27 protein-coding genes are annotated in these 25,961 nt (G+C 31.3%); 12 read left to right on the top strand and 15 right to left on the bottom strand.

Features of this window, described 5'->3' with window-relative positions:
- Positions 1-156 precede the first annotated feature (156 nt).
- Complete coding sequence (locus tag HMPREF2576_RS08280; RefSeq protein ID WP_070856546.1) at positions 157-918, bottom strand: MurR/RpiR family transcriptional regulator; 762 nt, start codon at positions 916-918, stop codon at positions 157-159.
- A 197-nt stretch (positions 919-1,115) separates the two neighbouring features.
- Between HMPREF2576_RS08280 and HMPREF2576_RS08275 the strand changes: the two genes are divergently transcribed.
- Complete coding sequence (locus HMPREF2576_RS08275; protein WP_002456961.1) at positions 1,116-2,705, top strand: alpha-glucoside-specific PTS transporter subunit IIBC; 1,590 nt, start codon at positions 1,116-1,118, stop codon at positions 2,703-2,705.
- Between the two features lie 104 nt (positions 2,706-2,809).
- On the opposite strand, the gene HMPREF2576_RS08270 is transcribed toward HMPREF2576_RS08275, so the two are convergent.
- The gene (locus HMPREF2576_RS08270) at positions 2,810-3,340 is read right to left on the bottom strand and encodes a hypothetical protein (protein ID WP_070856544.1); all 531 of its coding nucleotides are present in this window, start codon (positions 3,338-3,340) and stop codon (positions 2,810-2,812) included.
- A gap of 300 nt (positions 3,341-3,640) precedes the next feature.
- On the opposite strand from HMPREF2576_RS08270, the gene HMPREF2576_RS08265 reads away from it, so the two are divergent.
- Together HMPREF2576_RS08265 and HMPREF2576_RS08260 are read left to right on the top strand one after the other, a co-directional pair.
- A complete protein-coding gene (locus HMPREF2576_RS08265) occupies positions 3,641-4,276 on the top strand; it encodes an HAD-IA family hydrolase (RefSeq protein ID WP_002469500.1) in 636 nt (211 codons plus the stop codon).
- 17 nt (positions 4,277-4,293) lie between these two features.
- Positions 4,294-4,482 (top strand): hypothetical protein, encoded by a 189-nt coding sequence (locus tag HMPREF2576_RS08260; protein WP_002438441.1) that lies wholly within the window; start codon positions 4,294-4,296, stop codon positions 4,480-4,482.
- 316 nt (positions 4,483-4,798) lie between these two features.
- Here the strand turns inward: HMPREF2576_RS08260 and HMPREF2576_RS08255 are convergent, their stop codons facing one another.
- Both HMPREF2576_RS08255 and HMPREF2576_RS08250 read right to left on the bottom strand, forming a co-directional pair.
- Positions 4,799-4,984 (bottom strand): hypothetical protein, encoded by a 186-nt coding sequence (locus HMPREF2576_RS08255; protein ID WP_001830056.1) that lies wholly within the window; start codon positions 4,982-4,984, stop codon positions 4,799-4,801.
- Positions 4,981-5,337 (bottom strand): hypothetical protein, encoded by a 357-nt coding sequence (locus HMPREF2576_RS08250; protein WP_070856542.1) that lies wholly within the window; start codon positions 5,335-5,337, stop codon positions 4,981-4,983. Before HMPREF2576_RS08250 ends, HMPREF2576_RS08255 begins: the two co-directional genes overlap by 4 nt.
- A 398-nt stretch (positions 5,338-5,735) precedes the next feature.
- Here HMPREF2576_RS08250 and HMPREF2576_RS08245 point away from each other — a divergent pair, with 398 nt between their 5' ends.
- Positions 5,736-7,112: an amino acid permease gene (locus HMPREF2576_RS08245; protein ID WP_070856540.1), complete on the top strand. Its 1,377-nt coding sequence runs from the start codon at positions 5,736-5,738 to the stop codon at positions 7,110-7,112.
- Positions 7,113-7,234: 122 nt separating this feature from the next.
- Here HMPREF2576_RS08245 and HMPREF2576_RS08240 read toward each other — a convergent pair whose 3' ends face one another.
- The 5 genes from HMPREF2576_RS08240 to HMPREF2576_RS08220 all read right to left on the bottom strand — a co-directional run bounded on the left by HMPREF2576_RS08240 (position 7,235) and on the right by HMPREF2576_RS08220 (position 12,009).
- A complete protein-coding gene (locus HMPREF2576_RS08240) occupies positions 7,235-8,107 on the bottom strand; it encodes a MurR/RpiR family transcriptional regulator (protein ID WP_001830051.1) in 873 nt (290 codons plus the stop codon).
- 13 nt (positions 8,108-8,120) lie between these two features.
- A complete protein-coding gene (locus HMPREF2576_RS08235; protein ID WP_001830059.1) occupies positions 8,121-9,545 on the bottom strand; it encodes a PTS transporter subunit EIIC in 1,425 nt (474 codons plus the stop codon).
- A gap of 12 nt (positions 9,546-9,557) precedes the next feature.
- Entirely contained in the window at positions 9,558-10,445 is an 888-nt protein-coding gene (gene murQ, locus HMPREF2576_RS08230) for an N-acetylmuramic acid 6-phosphate etherase (protein WP_002456966.1), read from the bottom strand.
- A complete protein-coding gene (locus tag HMPREF2576_RS08225) occupies positions 10,442-11,494 on the bottom strand; it encodes a MupG family TIM beta-alpha barrel fold protein (RefSeq protein WP_002468185.1) in 1,053 nt (350 codons plus the stop codon). Before HMPREF2576_RS08225 ends, murQ begins: the two co-directional genes overlap by 4 nt.
- A gap of 179 nt (positions 11,495-11,673) precedes the next feature.
- Positions 11,674-12,009 (bottom strand): hypothetical protein, encoded by a 336-nt coding sequence (locus tag HMPREF2576_RS08220; RefSeq protein WP_002469322.1) that lies wholly within the window; start codon positions 12,007-12,009, stop codon positions 11,674-11,676.
- Between the two features lie 51 nt (positions 12,010-12,060).
- Between HMPREF2576_RS08220 and HMPREF2576_RS08215 the strand changes: the two genes are divergently transcribed.
- A complete protein-coding gene (locus tag HMPREF2576_RS08215; protein ID WP_070856537.1) occupies positions 12,061-12,807 on the top strand; it encodes a CPBP family intramembrane glutamic endopeptidase in 747 nt (248 codons plus the stop codon).
- A 178-nt stretch (positions 12,808-12,985) separates the two neighbouring features.
- On the opposite strand, the gene HMPREF2576_RS08210 is transcribed toward HMPREF2576_RS08215, so the two are convergent.
- Positions 12,986-13,675 carry a helix-turn-helix transcriptional regulator gene (locus HMPREF2576_RS08210; protein ID WP_001830039.1) on the bottom strand — a complete coding sequence of 230 codons (690 nt, stop codon included), beginning with the start codon at positions 13,673-13,675 and terminating at the stop codon, positions 12,986-12,988.
- Positions 13,676-14,102: 427 nt separating this feature from the next.
- On the opposite strand from HMPREF2576_RS08210, the gene HMPREF2576_RS08205 reads away from it, so the two are divergent.
- The 5 genes from HMPREF2576_RS08205 to HMPREF2576_RS08185 all read left to right on the top strand — a co-directional run bounded on the left by HMPREF2576_RS08205 (position 14,103) and on the right by HMPREF2576_RS08185 (position 19,271).
- On the top strand, positions 14,103-14,918 hold the full coding sequence (locus tag HMPREF2576_RS08205) for an inositol monophosphatase family protein (RefSeq protein WP_001830034.1): 816 nt from the start codon (positions 14,103-14,105) through the stop codon (positions 14,916-14,918).
- A gap of 188 nt (positions 14,919-15,106) precedes the next feature.
- Positions 15,107-16,057 (top strand): LCP family glycopolymer transferase, encoded by a 951-nt coding sequence (locus HMPREF2576_RS08200; protein WP_070856535.1) that lies wholly within the window; start codon positions 15,107-15,109, stop codon positions 16,055-16,057.
- A gap of 633 nt (positions 16,058-16,690) precedes the next feature.
- Positions 16,691-16,966 (top strand): hypothetical protein, encoded by a 276-nt coding sequence (locus HMPREF2576_RS08195; RefSeq protein ID WP_001830049.1) that lies wholly within the window; start codon positions 16,691-16,693, stop codon positions 16,964-16,966.
- Between the two features lie 21 nt (positions 16,967-16,987).
- Positions 16,988-17,764: an N-acetylglucosaminidase gene (locus tag HMPREF2576_RS08190; RefSeq protein ID WP_001832638.1), complete on the top strand. Its 777-nt coding sequence runs from the start codon at positions 16,988-16,990 to the stop codon at positions 17,762-17,764.
- Positions 17,765-18,146: 382 nt separating this feature from the next.
- On the top strand, positions 18,147-19,271 hold the full coding sequence (locus HMPREF2576_RS08185; RefSeq protein WP_002438467.1) for an FAD-dependent monooxygenase: 1,125 nt from the start codon (positions 18,147-18,149) through the stop codon (positions 19,269-19,271).
- A gap of 140 nt (positions 19,272-19,411) precedes the next feature.
- On the opposite strand, the gene HMPREF2576_RS08180 is transcribed toward HMPREF2576_RS08185, so the two are convergent.
- The 5 genes from HMPREF2576_RS08180 to HMPREF2576_RS08160 all read right to left on the bottom strand — a co-directional run bounded on the left by HMPREF2576_RS08180 (position 19,412) and on the right by HMPREF2576_RS08160 (position 22,534).
- Positions 19,412-20,365, bottom strand: a complete 954-nt coding sequence (locus HMPREF2576_RS08180) for a 2-hydroxyacid dehydrogenase family protein (RefSeq protein ID WP_070856533.1) — start codon at positions 20,363-20,365, stop codon at positions 19,412-19,414.
- Positions 20,366-20,442: 77 nt separating this feature from the next.
- Complete coding sequence (locus HMPREF2576_RS08175) at positions 20,443-20,760, bottom strand: DMT family transporter (protein ID WP_001830046.1); 318 nt, start codon at positions 20,758-20,760, stop codon at positions 20,443-20,445.
- Between the two features lie 5 nt (positions 20,761-20,765).
- Positions 20,766-21,092 (bottom strand): DMT family transporter, encoded by a 327-nt coding sequence (locus tag HMPREF2576_RS08170; protein ID WP_001830041.1) that lies wholly within the window; start codon positions 21,090-21,092, stop codon positions 20,766-20,768.
- 152 nt (positions 21,093-21,244) lie between these two features.
- A complete protein-coding gene (locus tag HMPREF2576_RS08165) occupies positions 21,245-21,718 on the bottom strand; it encodes a CHAP domain-containing protein (RefSeq protein ID WP_001830036.1) in 474 nt (157 codons plus the stop codon).
- 321 nt (positions 21,719-22,039) lie between these two features.
- Positions 22,040-22,534: a DUF4870 domain-containing protein gene (locus HMPREF2576_RS08160; protein WP_001830040.1), complete on the bottom strand. Its 495-nt coding sequence runs from the start codon at positions 22,532-22,534 to the stop codon at positions 22,040-22,042.
- Between the two features lie 381 nt (positions 22,535-22,915).
- Between HMPREF2576_RS08160 and HMPREF2576_RS08155 the strand changes: the two genes are divergently transcribed.
- Together HMPREF2576_RS08155 and nhaC are read left to right on the top strand one after the other, a co-directional pair.
- The gene (locus tag HMPREF2576_RS08155) at positions 22,916-23,986 is read left to right on the top strand and encodes an NAD/NADP-dependent octopine/nopaline dehydrogenase family protein (RefSeq protein WP_001830031.1); all 1,071 of its coding nucleotides are present in this window, start codon (positions 22,916-22,918) and stop codon (positions 23,984-23,986) included.
- Between the two features lie 64 nt (positions 23,987-24,050).
- Positions 24,051-25,448, top strand: a complete 1,398-nt coding sequence (gene nhaC / locus HMPREF2576_RS08150) for a Na+/H+ antiporter NhaC (RefSeq protein ID WP_001832636.1) — start codon at positions 24,051-24,053, stop codon at positions 25,446-25,448.
- Positions 25,449-25,961: the final 513 nt, after the last annotated feature.

Here is a 25,961-nt window from a genome sequence, read left to right as displayed (position 1 = left end):
TCAATAGAAATTGTCTTTATTTACTTATCTTGGAACTTTTTGTCCCAGCCTTTTTTTAATAATTTAATTGTCAGTGTCTAAGTTGAAAATGAACCTGACAAATAGTATTTATAAATAGAGTTAGAATTGAATTCAATGATATGATGACTCACTTTCCTATGTTAATTCATGATTCTCTTTATATTCGTTATATTTTCTTAGTAGTGTTTCAAAGAAAATGTGATAGCTAATAAAACTGGAATAATCAGTACCATCGTTTAAATAGAAGGTATTGCTTGAAACATAGACATTGTAATCAGCTTGTTGTGCCAATGTATTGTCTTTCATTGTTGTTACGGAAATAAAATATTTTTGTCTCAGTTGAAGCAATTGTGTGACTTCTTTAAGTTGATGTGTTTCGCCAGAAAGTGAAATGATGAAAAACAAATCTTCTGGAATTGTCTTGTTTAACACCATCTTTAGTTCATGAACATCATGTAACAATATAATATTTTTATGCATAGTCAACAGTATACGTTGTGCTTCTTCAGCGACATTCATCTGTGCACGTCCAGTACCATATAAGTATATTATTGTAGCATGATGCATTTTGTGAGTTAATAAACGATAATCAATACGTTCTAAATAGTTGAATGTATTTTCAATTTCTTGTTTAAATTGCTCCATAGAATCAGAAGGAAGTTGATGATTCTTACTATCTTCAAATTTTAAAAAGGATTTAAAGTCACTATAACCATCAAAACCTAGTTTACGAGTGAAGCGATGAATCGTAGCATTTGAAGCATGTGTCTGTGAGGCTAAATCTTGTATTTTCATATTTTTGCAAACATCTATATGTGTATTAACATAATGTGCAATTTGTATATCATTATCATTTAATTGATCGAAATTAGAGTTTACACGTTCATCTAAAATCATCTTAACACCTCATCACTGAAAATATTTTCTTTATATGAAAATATAATCTAATTATACAAAAATGTTTCAAAGTGCGTCAACGTCATTGTCATTATGTAAGCGTTTACTATATATTGGTAATAACTTATTAAATAAAGAGCAATAAAGATAAACATATATTAGTTATCATAATTAAGGGAAGTGGGAGGTATTCAAAAATGAATGCAATTAAACGATTTGGTAGTGCAATGATAGTACCTGTTTTAATGTTTGCTTTTTTCGGTATTGTTTTGGGATTCGCTACATTATTTAAAAATCCAACCATTATGGGAGGATTAGCTGATCAGCAAACATTTTGGTTTAAATTTTGGTCTGTTATTGAATCAGGTGGTTGGGTAATATTTACACATATGGAAATTGTCTTTGTAGTTGGCTTACCATTATCTCTTGCTAAAAAAGCACCAGGACATGCAGCTTTAGCAGCTCTAATGGGATATTTAATGTTTAATACTTTTATCAATGCAATTTTAACTCAATGGCCACATACTTTTGGCGCTAATTTAAAAAAAGGTGTAGAAAACACAACAGGATTAAAATCGATTGCAGGTATTGAAACGTTAGATACCAATATTTTAGGTGCAATCATTATCTCAGGAATAATAACGTGGATACATAATAGATATTACAGTAAGCGTTTACCTGAAATGTTAGGTGTATTTCAAGGATTAACATTCGTTGTAACAATCTCTTTCTTTGTCATGCTACCAGTGGCAGCAATCACTTGTGTTGTTTGGCCAACGATTCAACACGGTATTGCTTCAATTCAATATTTTATTGTTGCATCAGGTTATATAGGTGTTTGGTTATATCATTTCTTAGAGCGTGTACTAATACCTACAGGATTGCATCATTTTATCTATGCACCAATCGAAGTAGGTCCAGTAGTTGTTAATCATGGTTTGAAAGCAGAATGGCTTCAACACTTAAACCAGTTTGCCGAAAGTAATAAACCACTTAAAGAACAATTCCCATATGGATTTATGTTGCAAGGAAATGGAAAGGTTTTTGGTTGTCTAGGTATAGCATTGGCAATGTATGCAACTACACCAAAAGAAAATCGTAAAAAAGTTGCTGCATTATTAATACCAGCAACACTTACGGCAGTAGTAGCTGGTATTACAGAACCACTTGAATTTACATTCTTATTTATTGCGCCATTTTTATTCGTATTACATGCACTACTAGCAGCAACTATGGATACACTGATGTATGGATTTGGTGTTGTAGGTAATATGGGTGGCGGTGTACTAGATTTTATTGCAACTAACTGGATACCATTAGGAAAAGCACATTGGATGACATATGTCTTTCAAGTAGTAATTGGTTTAATCTTTGTTGCAATTTACTACTTCTTATTTAAATATTTAATTTTAAAATTTGATATTCCATTACCAGGACGTAAGAAAGGTGAAGAAGAAGTTAAATTATTTTCCAAACAAGATTATAAAGATAAAAAAGGAGATTCAACTCGCAATCATTCACCTAATAGTGAATATGAAGAAAAGGCGATGTACTACCTAGAAGGTCTTGGAGGAAAAGAAAATATTAAAGACGTTACAAATTGTACGACACGTCTACGTTTAACTGTTAAAGACGAAAGTAAAGTTCAAGAAAGTGCCTATTTTACACATAATCAAATGTCTCATGGTTTAGTAAAAAGTGGCAAAAGTGTTCAAGTCGTCGTTGGAATGTCTGTACCTCAGGTAAGAGAAGCATTTGAAAATATTGTAAATGATGATCTATCTTAGATATAAAGTAACTCCCAAAATAATTCAAATAGAGATTATTTTGGGAGTTTTTGTATTTATATGTGTAAATAAGTTATTCTTGCTCATATATTCTATCTTTCTATTCATGAAATGCGTGCTTTATGTAGCATTTTTGCTCTATAACTTGCTGATAGGATATCAATATTACGCGTTGCAATAGTTTGAAGCAGCTTTGTGAAAATCTCAGGAGGACATGTGACGCTCGCGCAATTATTATTTAATGTATAATTCACATTATGATGATTCGCAAACATATTCATAATATCGATGACTTTATCTTTAATGAAGGCATCTTGTAAACCATCGATCGTTAAATCAAAGCGTTTAATAGATTGGTAAAGTTGTTCTGAATCAAGAAGTTCATTTACACGGTTGGGTAAAAGTATTTGATAAATAGCATAATTGTGGAAACTTAAGAAACTTATCAGATAAGGTAGTTGTAGCTTGGGGAGGCTAACTTCCAATGCGAACACATTGTTTTGCTTAATGATAGAATACTGAAAAGATTCACAAAAAGTAATTTCTTTACATAAATGTATTAATTTTTTTCGCGTTGAGCGAGATTTCAAACCTGCAACATTAATGATGTAGGTTTCAAATTTATCAATCAACATATGGGGACCTCCAATCGTTAACAATATATGTATGAAAATGATATGAATGCTTATATTTTATACGCTGTTCGTTTAAATAAATTGTACCACTCTTTTTTTTTAGAATCACTAAGACTTTTGATTGAAGTTGAAAGATTATAGTTATCTTATTTCGAATGAGTAATCATTGAAAGAAAAGTTTTATTCATTGCATAGTTAAGAATCAGATTTTATATTATTTGATGCTTAGTTATTTAGAAGCAAGCTTAAATCAAATTATGTTAGTATGAAAAATAATAAATATTGAAAGGAGATGACAATATGTATAAAGCTGTAGTGTTTGATTTTGATGGTACTGTCATTGATACCGAAAAGCATTTGTTCGATTTAATAAATACACATTTAAAAATCCATCAAGTAGCGCCGATTTCTTTAGAATTCTATAAACAATTTATTGGCGGTGAAGCTACTGAATTACATACATATTTAGAAGATGCTATTGGTTTCAAAAATAAAGAAAAAATTTATGATCAATATTATCAAACAAGTGTTGAATTGCCGGTAAATTCTACAATCATTCAATTGATGCAATATTTAAAAAAACGTCATATCCCAATGGCGATTACTACAAGTAGTTATAAAAAGAATATATATCCTATATTTAAACAATTAGGACTAGATACATATATTGATGTTGTTGTTGGTCGTGAAAATGTCGATAGTGTTCAACCTAATCCGGAAATTTATTTAAAAGCCGTACAAGAGCTTAATTATAATCCTACAACCTGCTTAGCAATTGAAGATTCTGTCAATGGTGCTACTGCAGCGATGCTAGCAGGATTAGATGTTGTCGTTAATACGAATATAATAACGAAGGATCAAGATTTTTCGACAGTTCAATGTGTTGGACAGGATATGGAATTTGAAGATATAAAGAATTCTTTATTTAAAGAATAAATTGGAGGTATTCAAAAATGGGCTATATTATCCTATTTTTCATAGCAGGTCCAGTAATTATAGGAGTGGGTAATCTTATATTGGGACCGATATTTAATAAACGTACACCTTTACATGTTCAATTTCGATCGTTTATTATTGGTTCTCTTGTGTACCTTATTCTCGCCACGATTTGCTATTTTTTGTTTCTTCAAGGCAAATTATAAGGCTATTTACAGTCTGAGTTGATTTAGAACAATGGTAAAGTTAACTTAACTAAAATAAGTTTGTTATTTATATTATAGAAAAGAAATCTAAAATTAATATTAATGATTTATACTAGTTTGAATATAAATATTAAATGAGGGACTCAAAATTCGTATAAATATCTTAGTTGTTCACTAATAACGAGATTTGAAAATCATGATAGATTGAGGTATATGTTTAAATCAATCATCGAGCGCACTTACTAAAAAAGTCTGGGACATAAATCATAATGTCCCAGACTTTTTTACTGTCTATTAAACAGTAATTTTGTTGAACTTACATAATCAATTTTAATACTAATGTTACTATAATAAGTATAATTAATAATAAATCAATGCCTACCATAATAGTATATCGTGTAGGTTTTTGGCCTTGCTGCTTAGCTAATACCATTGCTTTATAATTTGGAAGTAAACTAATGATTAACAAAATAATTACAATGAGTCCGATAATAATAGTCAAGATGAGCGACCTCCATTTTTTCTATTTAAGAACTCCCATATGACACCAGCAAACACACCTATAATTAGTCCGGCAATGATACCTATACGCGGAGTGAAAAAAATTGCTCCGAATATAAGGCATATAAAAAGCGCAATAGGCAAAGTTGTACCATAAATAAGTTTACGTTCTGACGAACTTAAAATTGTAAATACAATGATATAAATGACAAAGAAAACAATAGCTGCAATGACAGTTCGTACAATAATAGACGATATTGAAGCCTCTTTCATAGTCAATAAATTAAGAATTAAAAATGCAGTCATAAATATTAAAGAAAATTTGATTGCACGTATAACAAGCGATTTATTCATATGAGCACTCCTTTACTATTTAAAAAAAGTATATCATATTTAAATAATTATTAAGAGCAAAGACATAGGTAAAATGGTAATGTGATTTAAGTTAAATTTGAAATGACATTGTATATAGTTTTAACAATCATTTTGTGTTATATAGCTAGGTGGTAAGCTGTTAATATTTTAAATCAACTATAAGAGTGTGTACTGAACTATTTCGTTTGCTCTATAATCTCTATTATCAAAAAGATTTTAATATGAGTGTTATCAAAAAGCAAGAAAACATCTTAGCAGGATAGGTAAGCGCTTTTACAGAATTGTAAAAATATTGTTTCAATTTTGTCAATTTGTAGTATAATTACGGAAATAAGATTATCAAAAATTCAATCTAGATTTAGAGATGGGGTCAAGTTATGGAAAATAATGAGTTGCAAAGGGGATTGAATGCACGTCAGATGCAGATGATTGCTCTTGGTGGAACAATTGGTGTTGGTCTTTTTATGGGAGCAACAAGCACAATTAAGTGGACAGGTCCATCAGTTATTCTTGCATATTTAATTGCTGGTATTTTTTTATTTTTAATCATGAGAGCCATGGGTGAAATGATATATATTAATCCAACCACTGGTTCTTTTGCGACGTTTGCTAGTGACTATATTCATCCAGCAGCTGGCTACATGACTGCTTGGAGCAATGTATTTCAATGGGTTGTCGTCGGCATGAGTGAAGTGATTGCAGTAGGAGAATATATGAACTACTGGTTCCCAAGCCTTCCTAATTGGATACCAGGAGTGATAGCAGTTCTCTTTTTGATGGCTGCTAACCTAGTTTCAGTAAAAGCGTTTGGAGAGTTTGAATTTTGGTTTGCCTTAATTAAAGTTGTAACTATTGTATTAATGATTATTGCAGGATTAGGATTAATTTTATTTGGTATAGGCAATGGAGGGAATCCAATAGGGATTTCTAACTTATGGTCACATGGTGGATTTATGCCAAATGGATTCATTGGATTTTTCTTTGCTTTATCTATTGTGATTGGATCATACCAAGGTGTTGAATTGATTGGCATCTCAGCAGGTGAAACCAAAAATCCTCAAACAAATATTGTAAAGGCAGTCAACGGAGTGATATGGAGAATTTTAATTTTCTATATTGGTGCAATTTTTGTCATTGTATCAGTATATCCTTGGAACCAATTAGGTAGTATTGGTAGTCCTTTTGTTGCAACGTTTGCTAAAGTGGGCATTACGTTTGCTGCTGGTTTAATAAACTTTGTAGTCTTAACAGCAGCATTGTCTGGTTGTAATTCAGGTATTTTTAGTGCAAGTCGAATGATTTATACTTTGGCAAAAAAAGGACAAATGCCTAAAGTATTTACTAAAGTAATGAAAAATGGCGTACCTTTCTACACTGTATTTGCAGTATCTATGGGAATATTAATTGGTGCTTTATTAAATGTTATACTTCCATTAATTATTGATGGAGCTGATAGTATCTTTGTATATGTATATAGTGCCTCTATTTTACCGGGAATGATACCTTGGTTTATGATTTTATTTAGTCATCTAAGATTTAGAAGGTTACATCCTGAAAAGGTTCACAATCATCCTTTTAAAATGCCGGGAGGGGCAATTGCCAATTATTTAACTATCATGTTTTTACTCCTAGTATTAGTCGGTATGTTACTTAACAAAGAAACTGTAGTATCGGTTGTTATTGGTATCGTGTTTTTAACAGCTATGACACTTTATTATCTTATTAGATATCACAAAAAGGAACGACAAATATAATAAAAGATGAAATGAAGATTGATTGTTAAAATCAGTAATTTTTAAGAGTTAGTATAAATTAAAGCGATTCTTTCATACATTATCTTTTCTAGGATAAGTATAAAGAATCGCTTTTTATTATTTTAATGTTTAAAATCTATATTCGAGAGATGTTTACGGTAATTATCTAATGCAATTTTTGATTGAGTAATAAAATCTAAAGATGATTGATAATTTAGCGCAATATATCGATAGTACAATATATCAATAGTAAACATTTGTGCAAATAACGAAGTTGTGGCTCCCATACGCATCTCATTTTCATCGGTTTGTCCATAGGTTAAAACAATATTAGATTGCTTTGCAACTGGATTATCAGAAGTGCTTGAAATAGTCGCAATGGGAATGTGATAGTCTGCAATGACTTTAGCAATAGATTGCATTTCACTTTGAGTACCATTGTTAGATATAAATATAACACAATCATTAGAGTTACGTGTTGCTAACATAGTGGTGAAAATATGAGTTTCATGCACTAGTTGAATATTTAGACCGATGCGAGATAATTTTTGATATAAATCTGTTGCTACAACAAATGAGGCACCATAGCCGTAAATAAATATGGTTTCAGAATTTTTAATTAGATCACAAATTTCATCGATGATAGCAGCGTTAATGGTTTCATTAGCATTACTTAACGCTGCCTTAGAGCGAGAATGCAATTTGTTTTTAAGTGAAATTGTACTTTCGTTATCAACTAACTCAACATTATATTGTGTGACTTCTTTAGGTAAAAATTTAGACAAACGTGTTTTAAGTTCATTAAAGCCACCGGGTGTTACCTTTTTACTTAGACGTATGATAGAAGTAGAACTAGTTTCTAATTGATTTGCAATTTCTTGAGAAGTCATATTAACAACTTTATGAGGATAGTTGAGAATAAATTGCGCAATTTTTTTCTCGTTTTTAGTGAAATAGGGATACTGGTTGTCAATCTTATACAAAATGTTTGGCAATTAAATCACCCATTTATTCAGGATTTCTCATTTCTTTAGTTGTGCCGAAGAAATAAGTAAAGATAAAGCCACCCGCATAAGCAGCTAGTAAACCTACGATGTAACCGAGATACATATTATTAGCAATCAATGGTAATAATGAAATACCACTTGGTCCTACAGCTGTCGCCCCAATATGACCGATACCACCAATGACAGCACCACCAACACCGCCACCTATACACGCAGTGAAGAAAGGGCGACCTAATGGAAGTGTTACACCATAAATTAAAGGTTCACCTATACCTAAGAACCCTACAGGAAGGGCACCTTTGAGCGTATTACGTAATTCTTTATTTTTACCGCATCTCACCCACAATGCAATCGCCGCACCGACTTGTCCAGCACCAGCCATAGCGGCAATAGGTAACAAGTAAGTGGAGCCAGTTTGATTGATTAATTCGATATGGATTGGGGTGAAGATATGATGTAATCCTAGCATGACTAAAGGTAAAAAGAATGCTCCTATAATGAATCCACTGAAAATGCCTCCTACTCCAATAATCCAGTTAATTACATAAACAAGACCATCGGAGACAAAGCCAGCTAGTGGCATGATTATAAATATAGTTAACAAACCAATAAGTAGTAAGGTTATTGTGGGCGTTACGATGATATCAATAGAGTTAGGTATTATTTTATGTAGTCGTTTCTCAACCATGCTTAATAACCAAACTGCGAAGATAACACCAATAATACCACCTTGTCCAGCAGCTAGATGTTCTCCAGTGAAAATATTTTTAATTGGATTTTCATCCGTGATACCGGTTAGTAATGTAGTACCACCGATTACTCCACCTAAACCTGGTGTAGCACCGAATACTTTCGCTGAGTTAATACCAGTGAAAATAGCTAAGTAAAATAACATACCATCTTTAATAACATTTAAGACAGTAACAATTTGTTGAATCCATTGACCTGAAATGGAACCTGCTGTAAGCAAGTTACTAAGTATTGCTGCAATCCCACCGATTAATCCTGCACCTATAAATGCTGGTATTAAAGGTATAAAGATATTAGCAATAGATTTTAACACTTTATTCCATTTACTTTGTTTTCGTTGACTTTGGAATTGTTTTTTATGTTCATACGCACGTTTTTCTGCCTGTGATTTATAACTTTGATTTTCAGTCGTCTCTTCAGCTAGAGTTGCTCCTGACTGGTCAGCCATAAGTTTAGCAACTTTATTAACAATCCCCGGTCCAACAACAACTTGAATTCTTTCATCTTCAACAACGCCTAATACGCCATTGATTGATTTTAATTCATCATAATTAACTTTTGCATCATTGTGTACTTTAATACGAACTCGAGTCATACAATGGATGATATTGCTTATGTTTTGAGAACCGCCTAATGCGTGGGTAATGTCTTTGGCAAGACGTTCTTCTTTACTCATGGAATCTCCTCCTTAAGTGTTGATAGCTTGCTTAATCACTCCATTATTTTGTTTTAAACGAAGTCTTGCATCTTGTTGAGTTGTGGAACATAAGTGCATTACGATAGCTATTTTGATATTGTGGTCTGATTTTTCATATAATTCTATAGCCTCTTGATGATTTAAATCACACACATCTTGAATTATGCGAATAGAACGATGGATTAACTTTTGATTTGTAGGTCGTAAATCAACCATTAAATTATCATAAACTTTACCCACGCCAATCATTGTCATTGTAGAAATCATATTTAAAACTAATTTTTGAGCAGTACCTGATTTTAATCTCGTAGAGCCTGTTAATACTTCAGGTCCCACATTGATTTCTAATACGTGATTTGAATTTTTACTTATATCACTGTGAACGTTACAAGAGAGTGCGACTGTTTCTGCATTCATTTTATTTGCATAAACTAGTGCACCTTTTACATATGGTGTACGTCCACTAGCAGAAATACCCACAACAATATCTTTGGATTGAAGATGGATGTTCTTTAAATCCTGTGCACCTTGTTCAGCATCATCTTCTGCACCTTCAATAGCTACCGTCATAGCTTTTTGTCCACCAGCGATGATTCCAATAATATCATTTGGTGAAACGTTAAAAGTTGGAACACATTCTGCTGCATCTAGTACGCCAAGTCTTCCACTTGTACCTGCACCAATATAAATAATTCGTCCTCCATTATTAAAGCGTTGAATTGCACTCTCTATCACTTTTGTTAAATTAGGAATAACAGGTTCTATCGCTTTAGGTACTAATTGATCTTCTTGATTCATAGTTTTTAATGCATCACTTAGATTCATTTCATCCAGATGCATCGTTTGTATATTTCTCGTTTCAGTAGTTAAATGATTCATTTGTTATTCTCCTTCGTATATACAAATTTAAAAGTATCTCCAGGTTGAATCAGTGATAACAATGGAACATCTTTATCACAAACATGACCAATACAATTGATGTGGGAATGACCTGGCATAGGAGCTTTTATAACTTGAATTTCTCCTTCATAACGACCATTCAAGTGATTATCAATTGTGATATCTCCTTGATCTCTATGTGCCGATCCTATCATTGGGACAGTCTGTTGATTATCTGTACGAGAATATTGAGATCGAATTACATGTTCAGGTGAATCTAATCTTGATGTGTGTATCTTTAAAACTTGTGATGTAAATGAGGAGTCTAGTTGATCTAAGTGTAAAATAAAGTGTCGATATAGCCACATATTAGATAATTGTTCCGCATAAATGTGTGATAATAGCGTATCACTAATTATAATGTCAGATATACCCGTTAATTGAAGGTCTTGTGCAGCAATAAGAGGGTGTTCAAAACGATGTTTTTCAACTGTAGGAAGACCTTTGAATAAGGGGCCTCTCTTCTGCGTGCCAGGTATAAAAGCACAAATTTTTGCATGCGCATCGTATTTTCTTATGAGTTGATTTTTTTCTTCAATAAATGAGATAGATAAACCAGTATCAGGTCTAGGATAATAATTATGACAGTATAAAAGTTGATTATTAAAATCAGTACAATATATGTGCGCTAACATGCTATCAGTTAATGTACTAGCATTAAGACAGCATTTGAAGCCGTGACTGATAATGTCTTTGATAAGGTCAATATTTAATTGATTATCTATACGAATATAAAAATCCCCATGAGGTAATTGGTTCAAATAACTGTAAATAGTTTGATTAAGTAATGAAGGGGTTACATCGATAATATAAGTGATTTGATAGGCTGATAATAGTTGGCATAAGTCTCCCAAATAAGCCATTTGATTTTTCTTGTCTTCCTCAGGTATCTGTAGTGAAGTAAAAACTACATCATAGCCTAAGTCAGCCATATTTAAAATATAATCTCGATCTAAATTCTGTCCTAGATAGACTGAGAAACCAAGCATTTTAAACACTCCTTCTTGATACCTAATCATGGCTAATTATAACCTTATTGCAACAAGTTTACAATTTAGTAAATAGAATAAATAATTTAATGTTTTAATTATAAGAGATTGATATTTATAATTATTTTTAACGTTAATATATAATTAATAGTATAGTAGTATAGAAACATTTGAATATACTAAAGAGCTTGTTTATGTTTGAGTAACTGTCGGTGAATGAGTGTTTGTTGTGTATTAATGTAATAAATTATATGTCCTTGGTTTAAAGTTAAAAGTGGAGAATCGTTTAACCTTCGAATCAATTGGCAGTACGATACAAGCGTATCATTAGAATTCAACAACAATTGATGAGACATTGCCCATTTCATCTCTTGATTTACAGTAAGGTTGAAATCATCTATAAAAGATTCAAATTTGTTATGATGTATGAGTGCATAGTATTTCGCATTTTCACTCAGAGAGAGTAATTTAACAAGTTGTTGTTCAATATGTAGTGAAATTTCTAAATAATTCATAAAGCCTCCCATATGATTGAATAATTATTGGTGAGTGGAAAGGATACAATGATGAAAAAAGATAAAAAAAGGCAAAGTTATAGGTTTAAAGATATAGTATGGCGTGATTTCAGTTTAATTGCGATAGGCTTTCTATGTATATTTATATTTAGCTTTATAGGTTTAACAATTGCTGCTATAGCTTTTCAAAGTATTAATGAATTACAACTTACTATGATTGGAACTCTAGGACAATTTATGTCATATATTTTAGTGATATTAGCTTTTTATTTTTTACATATCAATTCATTTGTAGATAGAGTTAAGAGTGGTTTTGATTATTTGAAAAAGCATTGGTTGTTTATAATTATCGTCATGTGTGCATCTTTTATTATTTCTAATGTTTATTACAAATTAATTGAACTATTACCTAAATATTTGCAATATAGTGAAACGCAAAATGAACTTGAACTCAATGAATTATTTAAAAGTGGTATATTTATTCCTTTTGCATTTGTACTTATTGTAATTGTAGGACCTATTGTTGAAGAATTGGTATTTAGACATTTGTTAATAGGTGAACTAGGTAAAAAGTTTAACTTTATTGTGATGGGGGTTATATCAGCATTGTCTTTTACATATATACATGTGAGTGATGCTAAGTCCCCATTTGAATTTGGAGCATATTTAATACTGGCAATAGCATTAGTATATGTTTACTTAAAATCGAATAGAAACTTAGCTTCATCAATTAGCTTACATATGTTAAATAATTTCATATCATTCATTTGGACAATTATAGTTGTATTCAGTAAATGATTTAAAAATATATTTCCGAGCAGTAGTTATAACGGGAAATTACTAAAGAGAGGTATAGTTTTGTCACTGGGACGAAAATGAAAGTTTAAAAATAGAAGTGTACATTAATAACTCTATAGACAGCTACTAGTGTGTTAAAATGCCTGGGGCCATTCGGCTATCCCAGGCTTTATTTTTATCATTCAGAAGGCGCTAAAAACTGTCGATAATTTTCAATTGAGATATCTTGGGTTTGTATCGTTTTTTCAAAAGAATATGAGATATCTTGAATATCCAGGATAGATAATTCACGAGTGTAACCTCTACCGATTTCAAATACAACAGCATGCCAAACAGCATTTTTGCATATTAAGCCTATAAAAATCACATTTTCAGCTTGAATTTGATTATTTTCATTTAAATCTACTAACATCACATTACGCTCCGTGCAATAAATTAAAATATCAGAAAATAATTGAGGTAGTGTGACATGATTAGAATCTTCAAATTTAATATAATAATCCATTTTTTTTAGCAATTTACGTAATCGTGTTTGAGGTAAATTTAAACATTGCTTGATTATTGCTCGAATTTCATTTTGATAAGGTAAAGTGGAATTGGACTGACTTTCATTTAGTGTTAAAAATAATGCCGAAAGTTGCTGTTCAGTTAACGATAAGGTGATTTTAGCATGTGCATCTTTGATTTGATAACCGCCTAATTTGCCATGACGAGCATATACTTTTACCCCTTGATCTTCTAATTCATCAATATCACGTAAAATAGTTCTCTTAGATACGTTAAATTGTTTTGCAAGCTGGGATGCAGTAATTTTGTCAGAACTTTGAATAGTTTGAATAATTCGATTTTGACGTTCTAATTTATTCAATGAAAGTCACCTCCATAAACATTACATATTACAATTATTATAACATATAAGCGACAATGATGACATTTTGATTGTTTCAACTCTGCGATAGTGTAAAATTATACAAAAAAATTTTAGAAAACGCTTACAAAAATAAAGGCAATATGATACTATAATATTTGTAACAGGGGGAGCGATTAGACAAAGGGGTAGAGCTACATATTAGATAGCTGTATAATCGTTCAAGTTACATCAAAACATCTTCAATATTTATTACTTACTTTCCTTTCTATTTGTCGGCTAGTTATTGACTAGCCGATTTTTTAATTTTTATTGATACAAATTCTCATTTTATAACACTATGATTTACAATAGATTTTACATATAACTATAATGATTTTAAATGAAAGCACGATAGTCTTTGAAACAATGAAATGAAGGTGAAATTATGACAGAACTTTATTTAAAAAAATTAGATGAATACATATGTCAATGGATACGTGGTTTAGACGATATCATTCCACGTTTGGTTGAGAAAATGGAAACATCAACAAAAAAAGATAGGTTTGATTTAGTTACTAATGTTGATAAACAAATTCAGAATCATTTTCAAAACTTTCTTCAGGAACATTATCCTACACATCAATTACTAGCTGAAGAGAAAGATAACTCAGATATAACACCTTACGAGGGTCACCTCTGGATTATGGATCCTATAGATGGAACAAGTAATTTAGTGAAACAACAAGAAGATTACTGTATCATAATAGGATATTTTATTGATGGGGAACCTAAACTTTCATATATTTATGATTATCCACATCAAAGATTATATAGAGCAATTGCTGGTATAGGAGCCTACGAAAACAATCAATTAATGACAATGCCAAAAAGAATTGGTTTAAGAGAGGCAATTATTTCATTTAAACCACAAGTGTTAAAAGAAGAGACGGTTCAATCTTTATTTCAATCAGCCTTTGATTTTAGAAGTATTGGGTCTTGTGGTCTTGATTCTATTCGAGTGATAAAAGGTCAGTTTGGGGCACACATTAATACGAATCCTAAGCCATGGGATATTTCAGCACAATTTCTTTTTGCAAGAGAACTAGGTTTGATTATGACACAAATAAATGGTGAACCTCTTGATTTTAGTAAGGCGGGCCCATTTATTATTAGTAATCCTGGTTGTTACGATGATATGATACGTATCTTAAATGAAGGCGGAGGCTATTCAAAGAGTAGTCATCATATCGAGCGTGGTTAATGTATATTTTTATAAATTATATCAAATTAGCTCTATAGAGATTTTATACATTTAAACTATACGATTTCTTAAAGAAAATTTAAAATAATTAATGAATAGGTCTATAGATGTATACCAAATAAATTTATTTATAATATAATGACCTATGTATCATAAAACAACAAAATTATTGAATAGGAGTGGTAGGGATGCAAAGATCAGATAAAAGAAAAATGAGCCTGCCGATGAAAATACTACTATGGGTAGTGGGAATTTTATTTCTATTAGCAATCATTGCAGTTATTTATGTTAGTGCAAAAATATTTATTACAGGAGACAAAATACATAATCCGTTAAATAGAAATCATTCTGAATTACGTTCTGGAAAAGTAAATTTAAAAAATGGTGATCCATTTACTATTGCACTTTTTGGCGTAGATTCTGATGAAAAGCGAAAGCAACAAGGCGGTGGGGAACGAAGTGATACAATCATGGTACTTTCCATTAATCCGAAAGAAAAGAAAACTGAGCTAGTAAGTATTCCACGTGATACCAAAGCAGAAATAGCAGGTCGAGGTACTGAAGAAAAGATTAACCATGCATACGCTTATGGCGGTCGTAACATGGCTGTTAAAACAATTGAAAAATTAATGAATGTTCCAATTGACCATTACGCTACGATTGACATGGATGGACTACATGACATGATTGATACATTAGGTGGCGTTGATGTCGTAAGTAATAGTACATTTACAATGGGGGCTAATCACTTTGTTAAAGGTGAAAAAACACACGTAGATGGTGATGCTGCCATGGACTTTATTAGAAGTCGTAAAGAAGATGGGGCAGGAGGCGATTTTGGTAGACAAGAGCGTCAGCAACTTATCTTAGAAGCGATGGCAGATAAGTTGACAAGCGCTTCTTCAATCACTCATTTTAATACATTAATGAATCAAATTCAGAAAAATGTTAAAACAGATTTAAAATTAGGTGATCTTAATACAATTAGAACTAAGTATAAAGATGCTAATGACCAAGTTAATCGACATCAGTTAGAGGGTGAAGGTGGTATACAAAATGACGGTTTGTACTATTTCATACCAAGTGATGCATCTAAAAATGAAAATACACAATTACTAAGAGATAATTTAAATTTATAAAAAAGAAAAATTTTTAAAATCACATATAGTGTAATGCTTGAGTTAAAAACCTAGAACGAAATGTTCTAGGTTTTTTGCAAATTAAAGATGGCTGAGTTAAATATTCTCTTATTTTAGTTTTAAACATTTTTGCTAAATTTTTAAGGATTATATTGCATTATATATCATTTTCTTTTAACTAATACTTAAATAAACTGAGCTAATATGTAATTCAATGTCTATTAAACAAAAGGTTATGATATTCAATGCTAATGGCTTGAAATAAAGATATATATATTCAGACGTTTTAACAAATATCGCACAACTTGTCTTTTTGCTAGAAGAATTAGATGTTGAAAACTTAAGTGAATTATTATCACGTTTAAACAGTGGATACATTCTACAAATCTAACCAAACCTGGTGACAAAACAACAATTAACATTCTTGTTGGATTTTTACGTGATGATGATATCAATCGTAGTATGATATATGTTAAATCTGCTTAGAGGAATGTCTCGTAATAACTAAATCTAGTACGGTTTAATATATTTTTAAACTAACATCTATCACTTAAATTTCTAGTACATTTGATATAAAAACTTTTTAACGTATTATGAGTCGACATTTATTCTTCTAATCATGTATGATTAGTAATGTTATTAAATATCATAGAAGGAGTGACGCATATCAATCCTAAAGTATTAAAAGCTCTAGCAATCACATCTAATGTACTATTAGTTATTGGAATCATCTGTTTAATTATGCTAAAGCTCATGTTAGCTATTGCATTTTTTGTTGTATCATTAACAATTAGTCTCGTCATTTTTAATGTTATGTTCAGACACCGTACAGGTATGAAAATTGCAATTAATGTCTCGTTCTTTATAGTGATGATTGCTATCGTAATAGCCTATTTTGTATTATCTTAAAATTTTTAGGAGTTAGTTGAAATGTTAAAGAATACTCGGCTTCGAATGACGACATTGTTCATAATTAGCATACTCGTCATTTTAGCAATACTTTTTCTTATATTTGATACAAACCTTTTTAAAAATGATGTTAAACATACATTTAAAGAAGCGGTGTCTCTTCAAACAAGTGAGGGAAATATCCATACTAAAGAAGTTAATGGTAAGTTTATATATGCTTCCAAACAAGATATAGAGAAAGCTATGCAAATAAAACATAGTGATAATGATTTGAAGTACATGGATATATCAGAAAAAGTACCTATGTCAGAGAAGGAAGTTAACCATATCTTAAAAGGAAAAGGTATTTTAGAAAATAAGGGATCAACGTTTATTAAAGCCCAAGATAAATATGAAGTGAATATCCTATATCTCATCAGTCATGCACTAGTTGAGACAGGAAATGGTCAATCAGATTTATCAAAAGGAATTAAAGAAGGTAACCATCACTATTATAACTTTTTTGGTATTGGTGCTTTTGATGAAGATGCTGTAAAGACTGGTAAGAGTTTTGCTAAACAGAAGAAGTGGACCACTCCTGAAAAAGCGATAATGGGTGGCGCGTGGTTTGTGAGATACCATTACTTTAAAAATAATCAATTGAGCTTATATCAAATGCGGTGGAACCCACAAAATCCAGGCCAACATCAATATGCTAGTGATATTCAGTGGGCCAATAATATAGCTGATTTAATGGAGAAATACTATGATAAATATGGAATAAAAAAAGATCATATAAGAAAAAAATATTACAAATAAATAAAATTAGAGAATGAGTTAGCAATCAACTAAGTGTTTCATTCTATTTTGGCAATTTATATATGAATAGCTTCAAACAGAGTAGTTTTAACTTTGTCAATGATTAGCTATATGATAAAAAACTTGGGACAATAAAAGATGTCTCAGGTTTTTTAGGTTTAAAAGAATATTCGTAAGCATATACCCCTTTTGAATTTTTAAATATTTCTTTTACAATAGAGTGAAAATTTAAAGTAAGCATTAACAATAGAAAGATTAGATATATATTCATTATTTTTAATTAGAGAATTGTATTTATTGACAATTAAAATAGAAGGGTTTGCTTTTCAACATGTGTGTGTATGCTAAAATAATAAAGAATGATAAATTTGAGGTGTAAAACATGAAAATAGCAATAGTAGGCGCAGGTATAGGTGGTTTAACTGCTGCTGCGTTATTAGAAGAACAAGGTCATCAAGTTAAAGTGTTTGAAAAAAATACTTCTATAAACGAATTAAGCGCTGGTATTGGGATAGGAGATAATGTTTTAAAAAAATTAGGGCATCATGACCTTGCTAAAGGCATTAAAAATGCTGGTCAAAATCTTACCGCAATGAATATTTATGATGAGCAAGGCACCCCATTAATGAGCGCTAAATTGAAGTCTCATTCCCTAAATGTCGCATTATCTAGACAAACTTTAATTGAGATCATACAGTCATATGTCGAAGAATCATCTATTCACACAGGATTTAAAGTTACTAAAATTGAACAAACGAGTTGTAAGGTTACCCTACATTTTACCAAACAGGAAAGTGAATCGTTTGATTTGTGTATTGGTGCTGATGGGTTACATTCTGTAGTAAGAGAGTCTGTAGGTGCACGAACTAAAATTCGTTACAATGGTTACACATGTTTTAGAGGCATGGTTGAAGATGTACAATTTAATGACCAACATGTTGCGAATGAATATTGGGGTGTTAAAGGACGAGTAGGTATAGTCCCATTAATTAATCAACGTGCTTATTGGTTTATTACTGTTCATGCTAAAGAAGGAGATCCAAAATATCAATCTTTTGGAAAACCCCATCTTCAAGCATATTTTAATCACTTTCCAAATGAAGTGAGAAATGTGTTAGAAAGACAAAGTGAAACAGGTATATTACTTCATGACATATATGATTTAAAACCACTGAAGACATTCGTTTATGGACGTACTATTTTAATGGGCGATGCTGCGCATGCCACTACGCCTAATATGGGACAAGGTGCTAGTCAAGCTATGGAAGATGCAATTGTATTAGTGAATTGTTTAGAAAAATATGATTTTAATAAAGCGATTGAGCGTTATGATAAACTTAGAGTTAAACATACCACAAAAGTGATTAGGCGTTCGAAAAAGATAGGTAAAATGGCTCAAAAGCATCATAAATTAACTGTTAAACTTAGAAATACCGCGATGAAATTAATACCAAATGCTTTGGCATCAGCTCAAACAAAATTTTTATACAAATCCAAAGAAAAGTAATATATGATGACATACATTGTTAAATGATAAAGTTAAATATTAAAAATGCAGTAATTTTAATAAATAAAGAGCTATGAAGATAGAGACTCAACTCAATATCTTCATAGCTCTTTTTGTGTTTATGTTGTTGAATGCACCAGTTAATTGACAATAAACTGAGGTTCATCACCATTTAATTTTTTTATTGTATCATTCGCAACAATTTTAGCCATCATATCTCTAGCTTCAAATGTTGCATTACCAATGTGAGGTGTAAGCACAACGTTTTTAAATGATTTTAATGCATCAGTGATTTCTGGCTCAAATTCATATACATCCAATGCAGCACCTTCAATAGCTTTATTATCAAGGGCTTCAACTAAAGATTGTTCATTTACTATTGGACCACGTCCTGCATTAATTAAATAGGCAGTAGATTTCATTTTATTAAATTGTTCAGTATCAATCATATGATGCAGTGATGGATTATATGCCGCATTGATTGTAATAAAATCTGCATTTTTAAGTAAAGTATCTAAATCTACATATTTCGCACCGATATCTCGTTCTTTTTCTTCCTTACGATGAGGACCAGTGTACAGAACATCCATATCAAATGCGCGTGCGCGTTTAGCTACTGCACCTCCAATTTCACCTAAGCCTATAATACCAATAGTTTTTCCTGATACCTCTCTGCCTCGGAAGAATAAGGGTGCCCAACCATCAAAACCTGTTGTTCTGGATAAATGATCTCCTTCTACAATTCTACGCGCTACTGATAAAATTAAACCGATTGTTAAATCAGCAGTAGCATTTGTCGAAGCGTGTGGTGTATTTGTAACATCTATATTTTGTTGTCTTGCATATTCGACATCAATATTATTAAAACCTGCACCATAATTCGCTATAATTTTAAGGTTATTAGCACTATCAATAATATCTTTATCAACAGAAGTTGATAGTAAACTAATTAATGCATCTGCATGTTCTACCCCTTTTTTTAAGGTTTCTTTATCAATAAGCCCCTCGCCATCATACATGTCTACCTCAAAATGTTCTTTCAATAAGTTAAGTCCCACTTCAGGTATTGTGCCTGCAATATAAACTTTTGTCATAACCATCACTCCTTCTTTTATGAATAGTATAGTAAAACAAGAAAGCGCAAACAATCATTAAACCTTAATGATTGATATTAATAACTTATTAAACGTAATCCAACAACTGAAATGATGATTAATAAAATACATAAAATTCTACTTAAACGTGTAGATTCTCTATAAAAAATCATTCCAATTAATGTACCACCAGCTGTACCAATTCCTGTCCATATAGCGTATGCAGTACCCATAGGAATAGATACCATTGCAAATTTTAATGTACTAAAACTTAATATAAATGCTAATCCTAAAAAAATGACATAAATTTTATTCTTTGTACGTGATAGTTCATTTAATAGAACAACGCCCAAAATTTCAAAACTTCCGGCTATCATTAGAAATAACCAAGCCATACTTTTTATCTCCCTTCTTTCGTTGCATCAGTTGTCAGTTTTAATCCTATTATTCCTAAAATAAGGGTCATTATTAAAAAGATTTTAGTGAAAGTAAATGGTTGGTTGAAGAAAATCATATCAACTAACACTGTACCAACAGCACCGATTCCGACAAAAAATGCATATACCGTACCAACTGGTAAGTGCTTCGAAGCATCAATGACTAGAAAAAAGCTTAAAGCAATAAAAAAGAGGGTAAATATCCATGTAAACAATGAGTGCGCTTGATCAAGTCCAGTGACCCAGATGATTTCAATAAAACCGGCTAATATAACTTTAAGCCATTGCATTCTTTTATTCCTCCTATTAAAGTAATAGAACCATTTTCTCAAATTCGTAACTTCGAGGCAATGGCTTCTCACAAACATTACTATTAAATAAAAAATCCAATCTATTCTTACACAAGAATAGATTGGAGTAATTTTAATAATTTGAATACTGATTAATTCAGGTGGATGTAATTATATGAACTTGCTTCACTGGCAGAGATTGTTCGTGTGCTTATAGCGAATGGACCACCATCATAGTTCATTTCTGATACAGTAATAGAACCATCATTATTGACACTTTCAACGAAAGCAACATGTCCGAAAGCACCTTCAGATGATTGCATAATTGCACCTTCTTCAGGTGTATTATTTACAGTGAATCCTGCTGCTTGAGCTGCAGTTGCCCAGCTATTTGCATTCCCCCATGTTGATCCGATTTTTCCACCAGTTTTATCATAAACATACCAAGTACATTGGCCAGAAGTATATAAATTTCCTGAATTAGAAAATGATACTTCAGTTGTACTATAGTTATATGTACTTTGTTGTTGATTGTTATTTTCAGCCGCATCTGCATGTGTTGTGTGACCTAGAAATGCTATACCAAGTCCAGCTACCAATGTCGAGATTGTTTTGATTTTTTTCATAATATTTAACGCCTCCAAAAATTGTAATATTTATTAGATGTACTGCAAATTGATTTGAAAATTATTAACATGTTTACTCATTTATGTGTGTGCATGTAGTTGTTCTTAACAACACTGAATACTTTAACAGATTTAATTGAAAATATGGGGATTGTTACTTATTCGTAAACAAAATAAAAAAACTTGATTATCTATGTAATAAAAGATAACCAAGATTACGAACTCAATTTATATTGTTAATGTGCTTCAAATCAAGATTTGGAGGGTCATAATGTAAATAAGTTCAAGTGTTTTATTACAATGATTCTGTAATAATGTAACTTATTTTATAAAAGGTATCGTGAGTGGGATAGTGTAAGTTTTGCCAGACATATATTTTACGCAAGCAATAATTGTACACACAAATGACATTATTAACAATGCCAATAAGATGAAGACTACCACCAGCAGCAAAATTAATAATAAGATGGCTAAACTTTCACTTATATTCATTAAAGGAACAATCATAAACATACATATCACGCCTACTGTTGAATAGATAGTATAAGAAATAAAATAGTTCAGATACGTTTTCCCAGATACATCAATAAGTCGGGACTCTTTACGCTTGAGTAACCAAATAATCAAAGGACCAATGATACCAGTAAATAAACTTAATAAATAAATTAACATTGCCATTAAACGATTATCTTGACTTTCCTCATTTTGAATAGTTGATTGGTGGTGTACTGTACTGTCATTCGATAAATTATCTGATGAAGTTTGATCAGACACATTCTTAGATTTTAATTCATTGTAATTCGTGTGTTTATCCATAATAGGTTTTACCTCCATTTGTAAAAAAAATCACTTAATGCAACTATAATTGTATCAATAATTAATTATTAATTAAATGTTAAATTTAATTTTTATATCGATTGACGAAGTAGTTTGAAATATAGATAATTTGGTTATATAGTACTGTTGTTATTAATAAAATTTTAAGCGTTATATATAATAGTAATGTAAATGGTAAAATTTTATATTATAATGCAGATCTAGTAAATATTTTAATCATTACATACATGTGGAGAGGCACATCGTTCAATCAGATTATGTTTGAATTGAGAACCACTCCTTTTTTATGGCAAGAATACAAAATATATTAGTGATTTATTGTAGTATAAGCATAAAAATTTAGTGAAAAGAGGTAAAAAAATGAAAATAGCTATTGTAGGTTCAGGTAATGGTGCAGTAACTGCTGCAGTGGATATGGTAGATAAAGGTCATGATGTACGATTATATTGTCGTAACGAATCTATTAGTAAATTTGATGTCGCCCTAGAAAAAGGTGGCTTTGATTTTAATAATGAGGGAGAAGAGAAGTTTATAGAGTTTACTGATATTAGTGATGATATGGAGTATGTTTTAGATGGTGCAGACATTGTTCAGGTAATTATTCCTTCATCATTCATTGAATATTATGCTAAAGTGATGTCAAAATTTGTGACGAACGACCATCTCATTTTCTTTAACATTGCTGCTTCAATGGGTTCAATACGATTTATGAATGTATTAGAAGATCGTCATATTGATGTCCATCCACACTTTGCAGAAGCAAATACATTAACATATGGTACACGTGTTGACTTTAACAATGCTAAAGTAGATTTATCTTTAAATGTTCGTCGGGTGTTCTTTTCAACATTTGATCGTAGTGAGTTAAATGAAAGTTATGAAAAGGTATCTAAAATTTACGATTATCTTGTAAAAGAAGAAAGTTTACTTAAAACTAATCTTGAAAATGGTAACCCAGAAGTACATCCTGGACCAACATTATTGAACGTTGGACGTATTGATTATTCAGAAGAGTTTTCTTTATATAAAGAAGGCATAACAAAACATACTGTGAGATTATTACATGCTATTGAGATAGAACGTTTAAATTTAGGGAGAAAATTAGGTTTTGAATTATCGACTGCCAAAGAATCACGTATTCAAAGGGGTTATTTAGAACGGAAAGACGAGGATGAACCGTTAAATCGTCTTTTTAATACTAGTCCTGTGTTTTCTCAAATTCCAGGACCGAATCACGTTGAAAACCGTTATTTAACTGAAGATATCGCATATGGATTAGTATTATGGTCTAGTTTAGGACGTGTCATTGATGTCCCGACACCTAATATCGATGCTGTTATTATGATAGCTTCAACTATTCTTGAACGCGATTTCTTTGAAGAGGGCCTCACTATCGAGGAATTAGGCTTAGATAAATTAGGATTAGAGTAATTTTTAGCAATTAAAATTTAAGAAAAGAGGTTTTGTTTCAAATCATACTGAAGGGAGCAAAAGTATGACTCAAAAGTATAGATATCCTACTTTTTTAGAATCTATTTCTACTATTTTAGTTATGGTTGTCGTTGTAGTAATTGGTTTTGTTTTCTTTAATGTCCCGATACAAATATTATTATTAATTTCTTCAGCTTATGCAGCATTGATTGCACATAGAGTGGGATTAAAATGGAAGGATTTAGAAGAGGGGATTACTCATCGATTGAGCACGGCGATGCCAGCTATCTTTATTATTTTAGCTGTTGGAATCATTGTAGGAAGTTGGATGTATTCTGGAACAGTTCCAGCGTTAATTTACTATGGACTTAAATTTTTAAACCCAAGTTATTTATTAGTATCTGCATTTATAATCAGTGCAATGACTTCAATCGCTACAGGAACGGCTTGGGGATCGGCATCTACAGCAGGCATTGCACTCATATCAATTGCTAATCAATTAGGTGTGCCAGCAGGTATGGCTGCTGGTGCCATTATTGCAGGGGCGGTTTTTGGTGATAAAATGTCTCCATTATCTGATACTACAAATTTGGCAGCTCTTGTAACTAAAGTTAATATTTTTGCTCACATTAAATCGATGATGTGGACAACAATCCCTGCTTCTATAATAGGATTGGCTATATGGTTTATTGTTGGATTACAATATAAGGGAGACGCAAATACACAACAAATTCAAAATCTATTAAAAGAATTAACAACAATTTATAACTTGAATTTTTGGGTATGGATCCCACTTATTATCATAGTTTTATGTTTAATATTTAGAATCTCTACAGTACCGTCAATGCTTATCTCTAGTATCAGTGCTTTAGTTATTGGAACATTCGATCATCAATTTAATATGAAAGATGGTTTTAAAGCTTCTTTTGATGGATTTAATCATACAATGCTACACCAGTCTCATATTTCAGATAATGCTAAGACGTTGATTGAGCAGGGTGGTATGATGAGTATGACTCAAATCATTGTAACTATATTTTGTGGTTATGCTTTTGCTGGTATTGTTGAAAAGGCAGGTTGTTTAGACGTAATTTTAGAGACAATAGCTAAAGGCGTAAAGTCAGTTGGAACACTAATATTAATAACTGTAGTTTGTAGTATTATGCTAGTATTTGCAGCTGGAGTTGCTTCAATAGTTATTATTATGGTAGGCGTACTTATGAAAGATATGTTCGAAAAGATGAATGTCTCAAAGTCAGTGTTATCTCGTACACTTGAAGATTCAAGTACAATGGTATTGCCACTCATTCCATGGGGCACATCTGGTATATATTATGCACACCAACTTAATGTTTCAGTTGATCAGTTCTTTATATGGGCAATCCCATGTTACTTATGTGCATTCATTGCAATAATTTATGGCTTTACAGGTATAGGAATTAAAAAAATAAGTAGAAAATAAGTTTAAATATTATTGTAAGTGGAATGTAGATAATAGTTGAAACATTAACTTACGATATAAATTGTAGCTATAGTATCATAAGGCGTTTCAAGTTTGTTAATATCCTTTAAGTACATATCATGTATTTGTTATGTAGCGAAATAAATGCATGACAGTACACGACGAATTCTTTTGACACTATTTTTGAGATGACATAATTATTGAGAAAACTACCACAACAATTGAATTTGTTTAAAGTTGTAATTGAGGTTAAAGCGTTTATTAATACGTTTTAATCTCAATTTTTTAATATCTATAATCATAGAGCGTCGATGTATTGTTTTAATCTTATATAAAGAAAAATGGTTCTACACTGTATAAGTTGATAAAATACTGCTTAAAAAATACCTGAGACATTGATTATCATTGTCTCAGGTATTTGACTATGTTATACAAGTTTTATATGTGATTAGTGAATATAGTTATATGAAGCAGCTTGACTCGCAGAGATTGTACGTGAAGTGACAACACCTG

Source organism: Staphylococcus sp. HMSC063F05 (assembly GCF_001837075.1).
Classification (GTDB): Bacteria; Bacillota; Bacilli; order Staphylococcales; family Staphylococcaceae; genus Staphylococcus; species Staphylococcus epidermidis.
The sequence above is the reverse complement of the archived record's forward strand: the minus strand, read 5'-3'. Positions and strand labels throughout refer to the sequence as shown.

Excerpts from the sequence above, each read along its gene's own strand:
- HMPREF2576_RS08280 (WP_070856546.1), bottom strand. The coding sequence starts at position 918 with ATGATTTTAGATGAACGTGTAAACTCTAATTTCGATCAATTAAATGAT.
- HMPREF2576_RS08275 (WP_002456961.1), top strand. The coding sequence starts at position 1,116 with ATGAATGCAATTAAACGATTTGGTAGTGCAATGATAGTACCTGTTTTA.
- HMPREF2576_RS08270 (WP_070856544.1), bottom strand. The coding sequence starts at position 3,340 with ATGTTGATTGATAAATTTGAAACCTACATCATTAATGTTGCAGGTTTG.
- HMPREF2576_RS08265 (WP_002469500.1), top strand. The coding sequence starts at position 3,641 with ATGTATAAAGCTGTAGTGTTTGATTTTGATGGTACTGTCATTGATACC.
- HMPREF2576_RS08260 (WP_002438441.1), top strand. The coding sequence starts at position 4,294 with ATGGGCTATATTATCCTATTTTTCATAGCAGGTCCAGTAATTATAGGA.
- HMPREF2576_RS08250 (WP_070856542.1), bottom strand. The coding sequence starts at position 5,337 with ATGAATAAATCGCTTGTTATACGTGCAATCAAATTTTCTTTAATATTT.
- HMPREF2576_RS08245 (WP_070856540.1), top strand. The coding sequence starts at position 5,736 with ATGGAAAATAATGAGTTGCAAAGGGGATTGAATGCACGTCAGATGCAG.
- HMPREF2576_RS08235 (WP_001830059.1), bottom strand. The coding sequence starts at position 9,545 with ATGAGTAAAGAAGAACGTCTTGCCAAAGACATTACCCACGCATTAGGC.
- murQ (WP_002456966.1), bottom strand. The coding sequence starts at position 10,445 with ATGAATCATTTAACTACTGAAACGAGAAATATACAAACGATGCATCTG.
- HMPREF2576_RS08225 (WP_002468185.1), bottom strand. The coding sequence starts at position 11,494 with ATGCTTGGTTTCTCAGTCTATCTAGGACAGAATTTAGATCGAGATTAT.
- HMPREF2576_RS08220 (WP_002469322.1), bottom strand. The coding sequence starts at position 12,009 with ATGAATTATTTAGAAATTTCACTACATATTGAACAACAACTTGTTAAA.
- HMPREF2576_RS08215 (WP_070856537.1), top strand. The coding sequence starts at position 12,061 with ATGAAAAAAGATAAAAAAAGGCAAAGTTATAGGTTTAAAGATATAGTA.
- HMPREF2576_RS08205 (WP_001830034.1), top strand. The coding sequence starts at position 14,103 with ATGACAGAACTTTATTTAAAAAAATTAGATGAATACATATGTCAATGG.
- HMPREF2576_RS08200 (WP_070856535.1), top strand. The coding sequence starts at position 15,107 with ATGCAAAGATCAGATAAAAGAAAAATGAGCCTGCCGATGAAAATACTA.
- HMPREF2576_RS08195 (WP_001830049.1), top strand. The coding sequence starts at position 16,691 with ATGTTATTAAATATCATAGAAGGAGTGACGCATATCAATCCTAAAGTA.
- HMPREF2576_RS08190 (WP_001832638.1), top strand. The coding sequence starts at position 16,988 with ATGTTAAAGAATACTCGGCTTCGAATGACGACATTGTTCATAATTAGC.
- HMPREF2576_RS08185 (WP_002438467.1), top strand. The coding sequence starts at position 18,147 with ATGAAAATAGCAATAGTAGGCGCAGGTATAGGTGGTTTAACTGCTGCT.
- HMPREF2576_RS08180 (WP_070856533.1), bottom strand. The coding sequence starts at position 20,365 with ATGACAAAAGTTTATATTGCAGGCACAATACCTGAAGTGGGACTTAAC.
- HMPREF2576_RS08175 (WP_001830046.1), bottom strand. The coding sequence starts at position 20,760 with ATGGCTTGGTTATTTCTAATGATAGCCGGAAGTTTTGAAATTTTGGGC.
- HMPREF2576_RS08170 (WP_001830041.1), bottom strand. The coding sequence starts at position 21,092 with ATGCAATGGCTTAAAGTTATATTAGCCGGTTTTATTGAAATCATCTGG.
- HMPREF2576_RS08165 (WP_001830036.1), bottom strand. The coding sequence starts at position 21,718 with ATGAAAAAAATCAAAACAATCTCGACATTGGTAGCTGGACTTGGTATA.
- HMPREF2576_RS08160 (WP_001830040.1), bottom strand. The coding sequence starts at position 22,534 with ATGGATAAACACACGAATTACAATGAATTAAAATCTAAGAATGTGTCT.
- HMPREF2576_RS08155 (WP_001830031.1), top strand. The coding sequence starts at position 22,916 with ATGAAAATAGCTATTGTAGGTTCAGGTAATGGTGCAGTAACTGCTGCA.
- nhaC (WP_001832636.1), top strand. The coding sequence starts at position 24,051 with ATGACTCAAAAGTATAGATATCCTACTTTTTTAGAATCTATTTCTACT.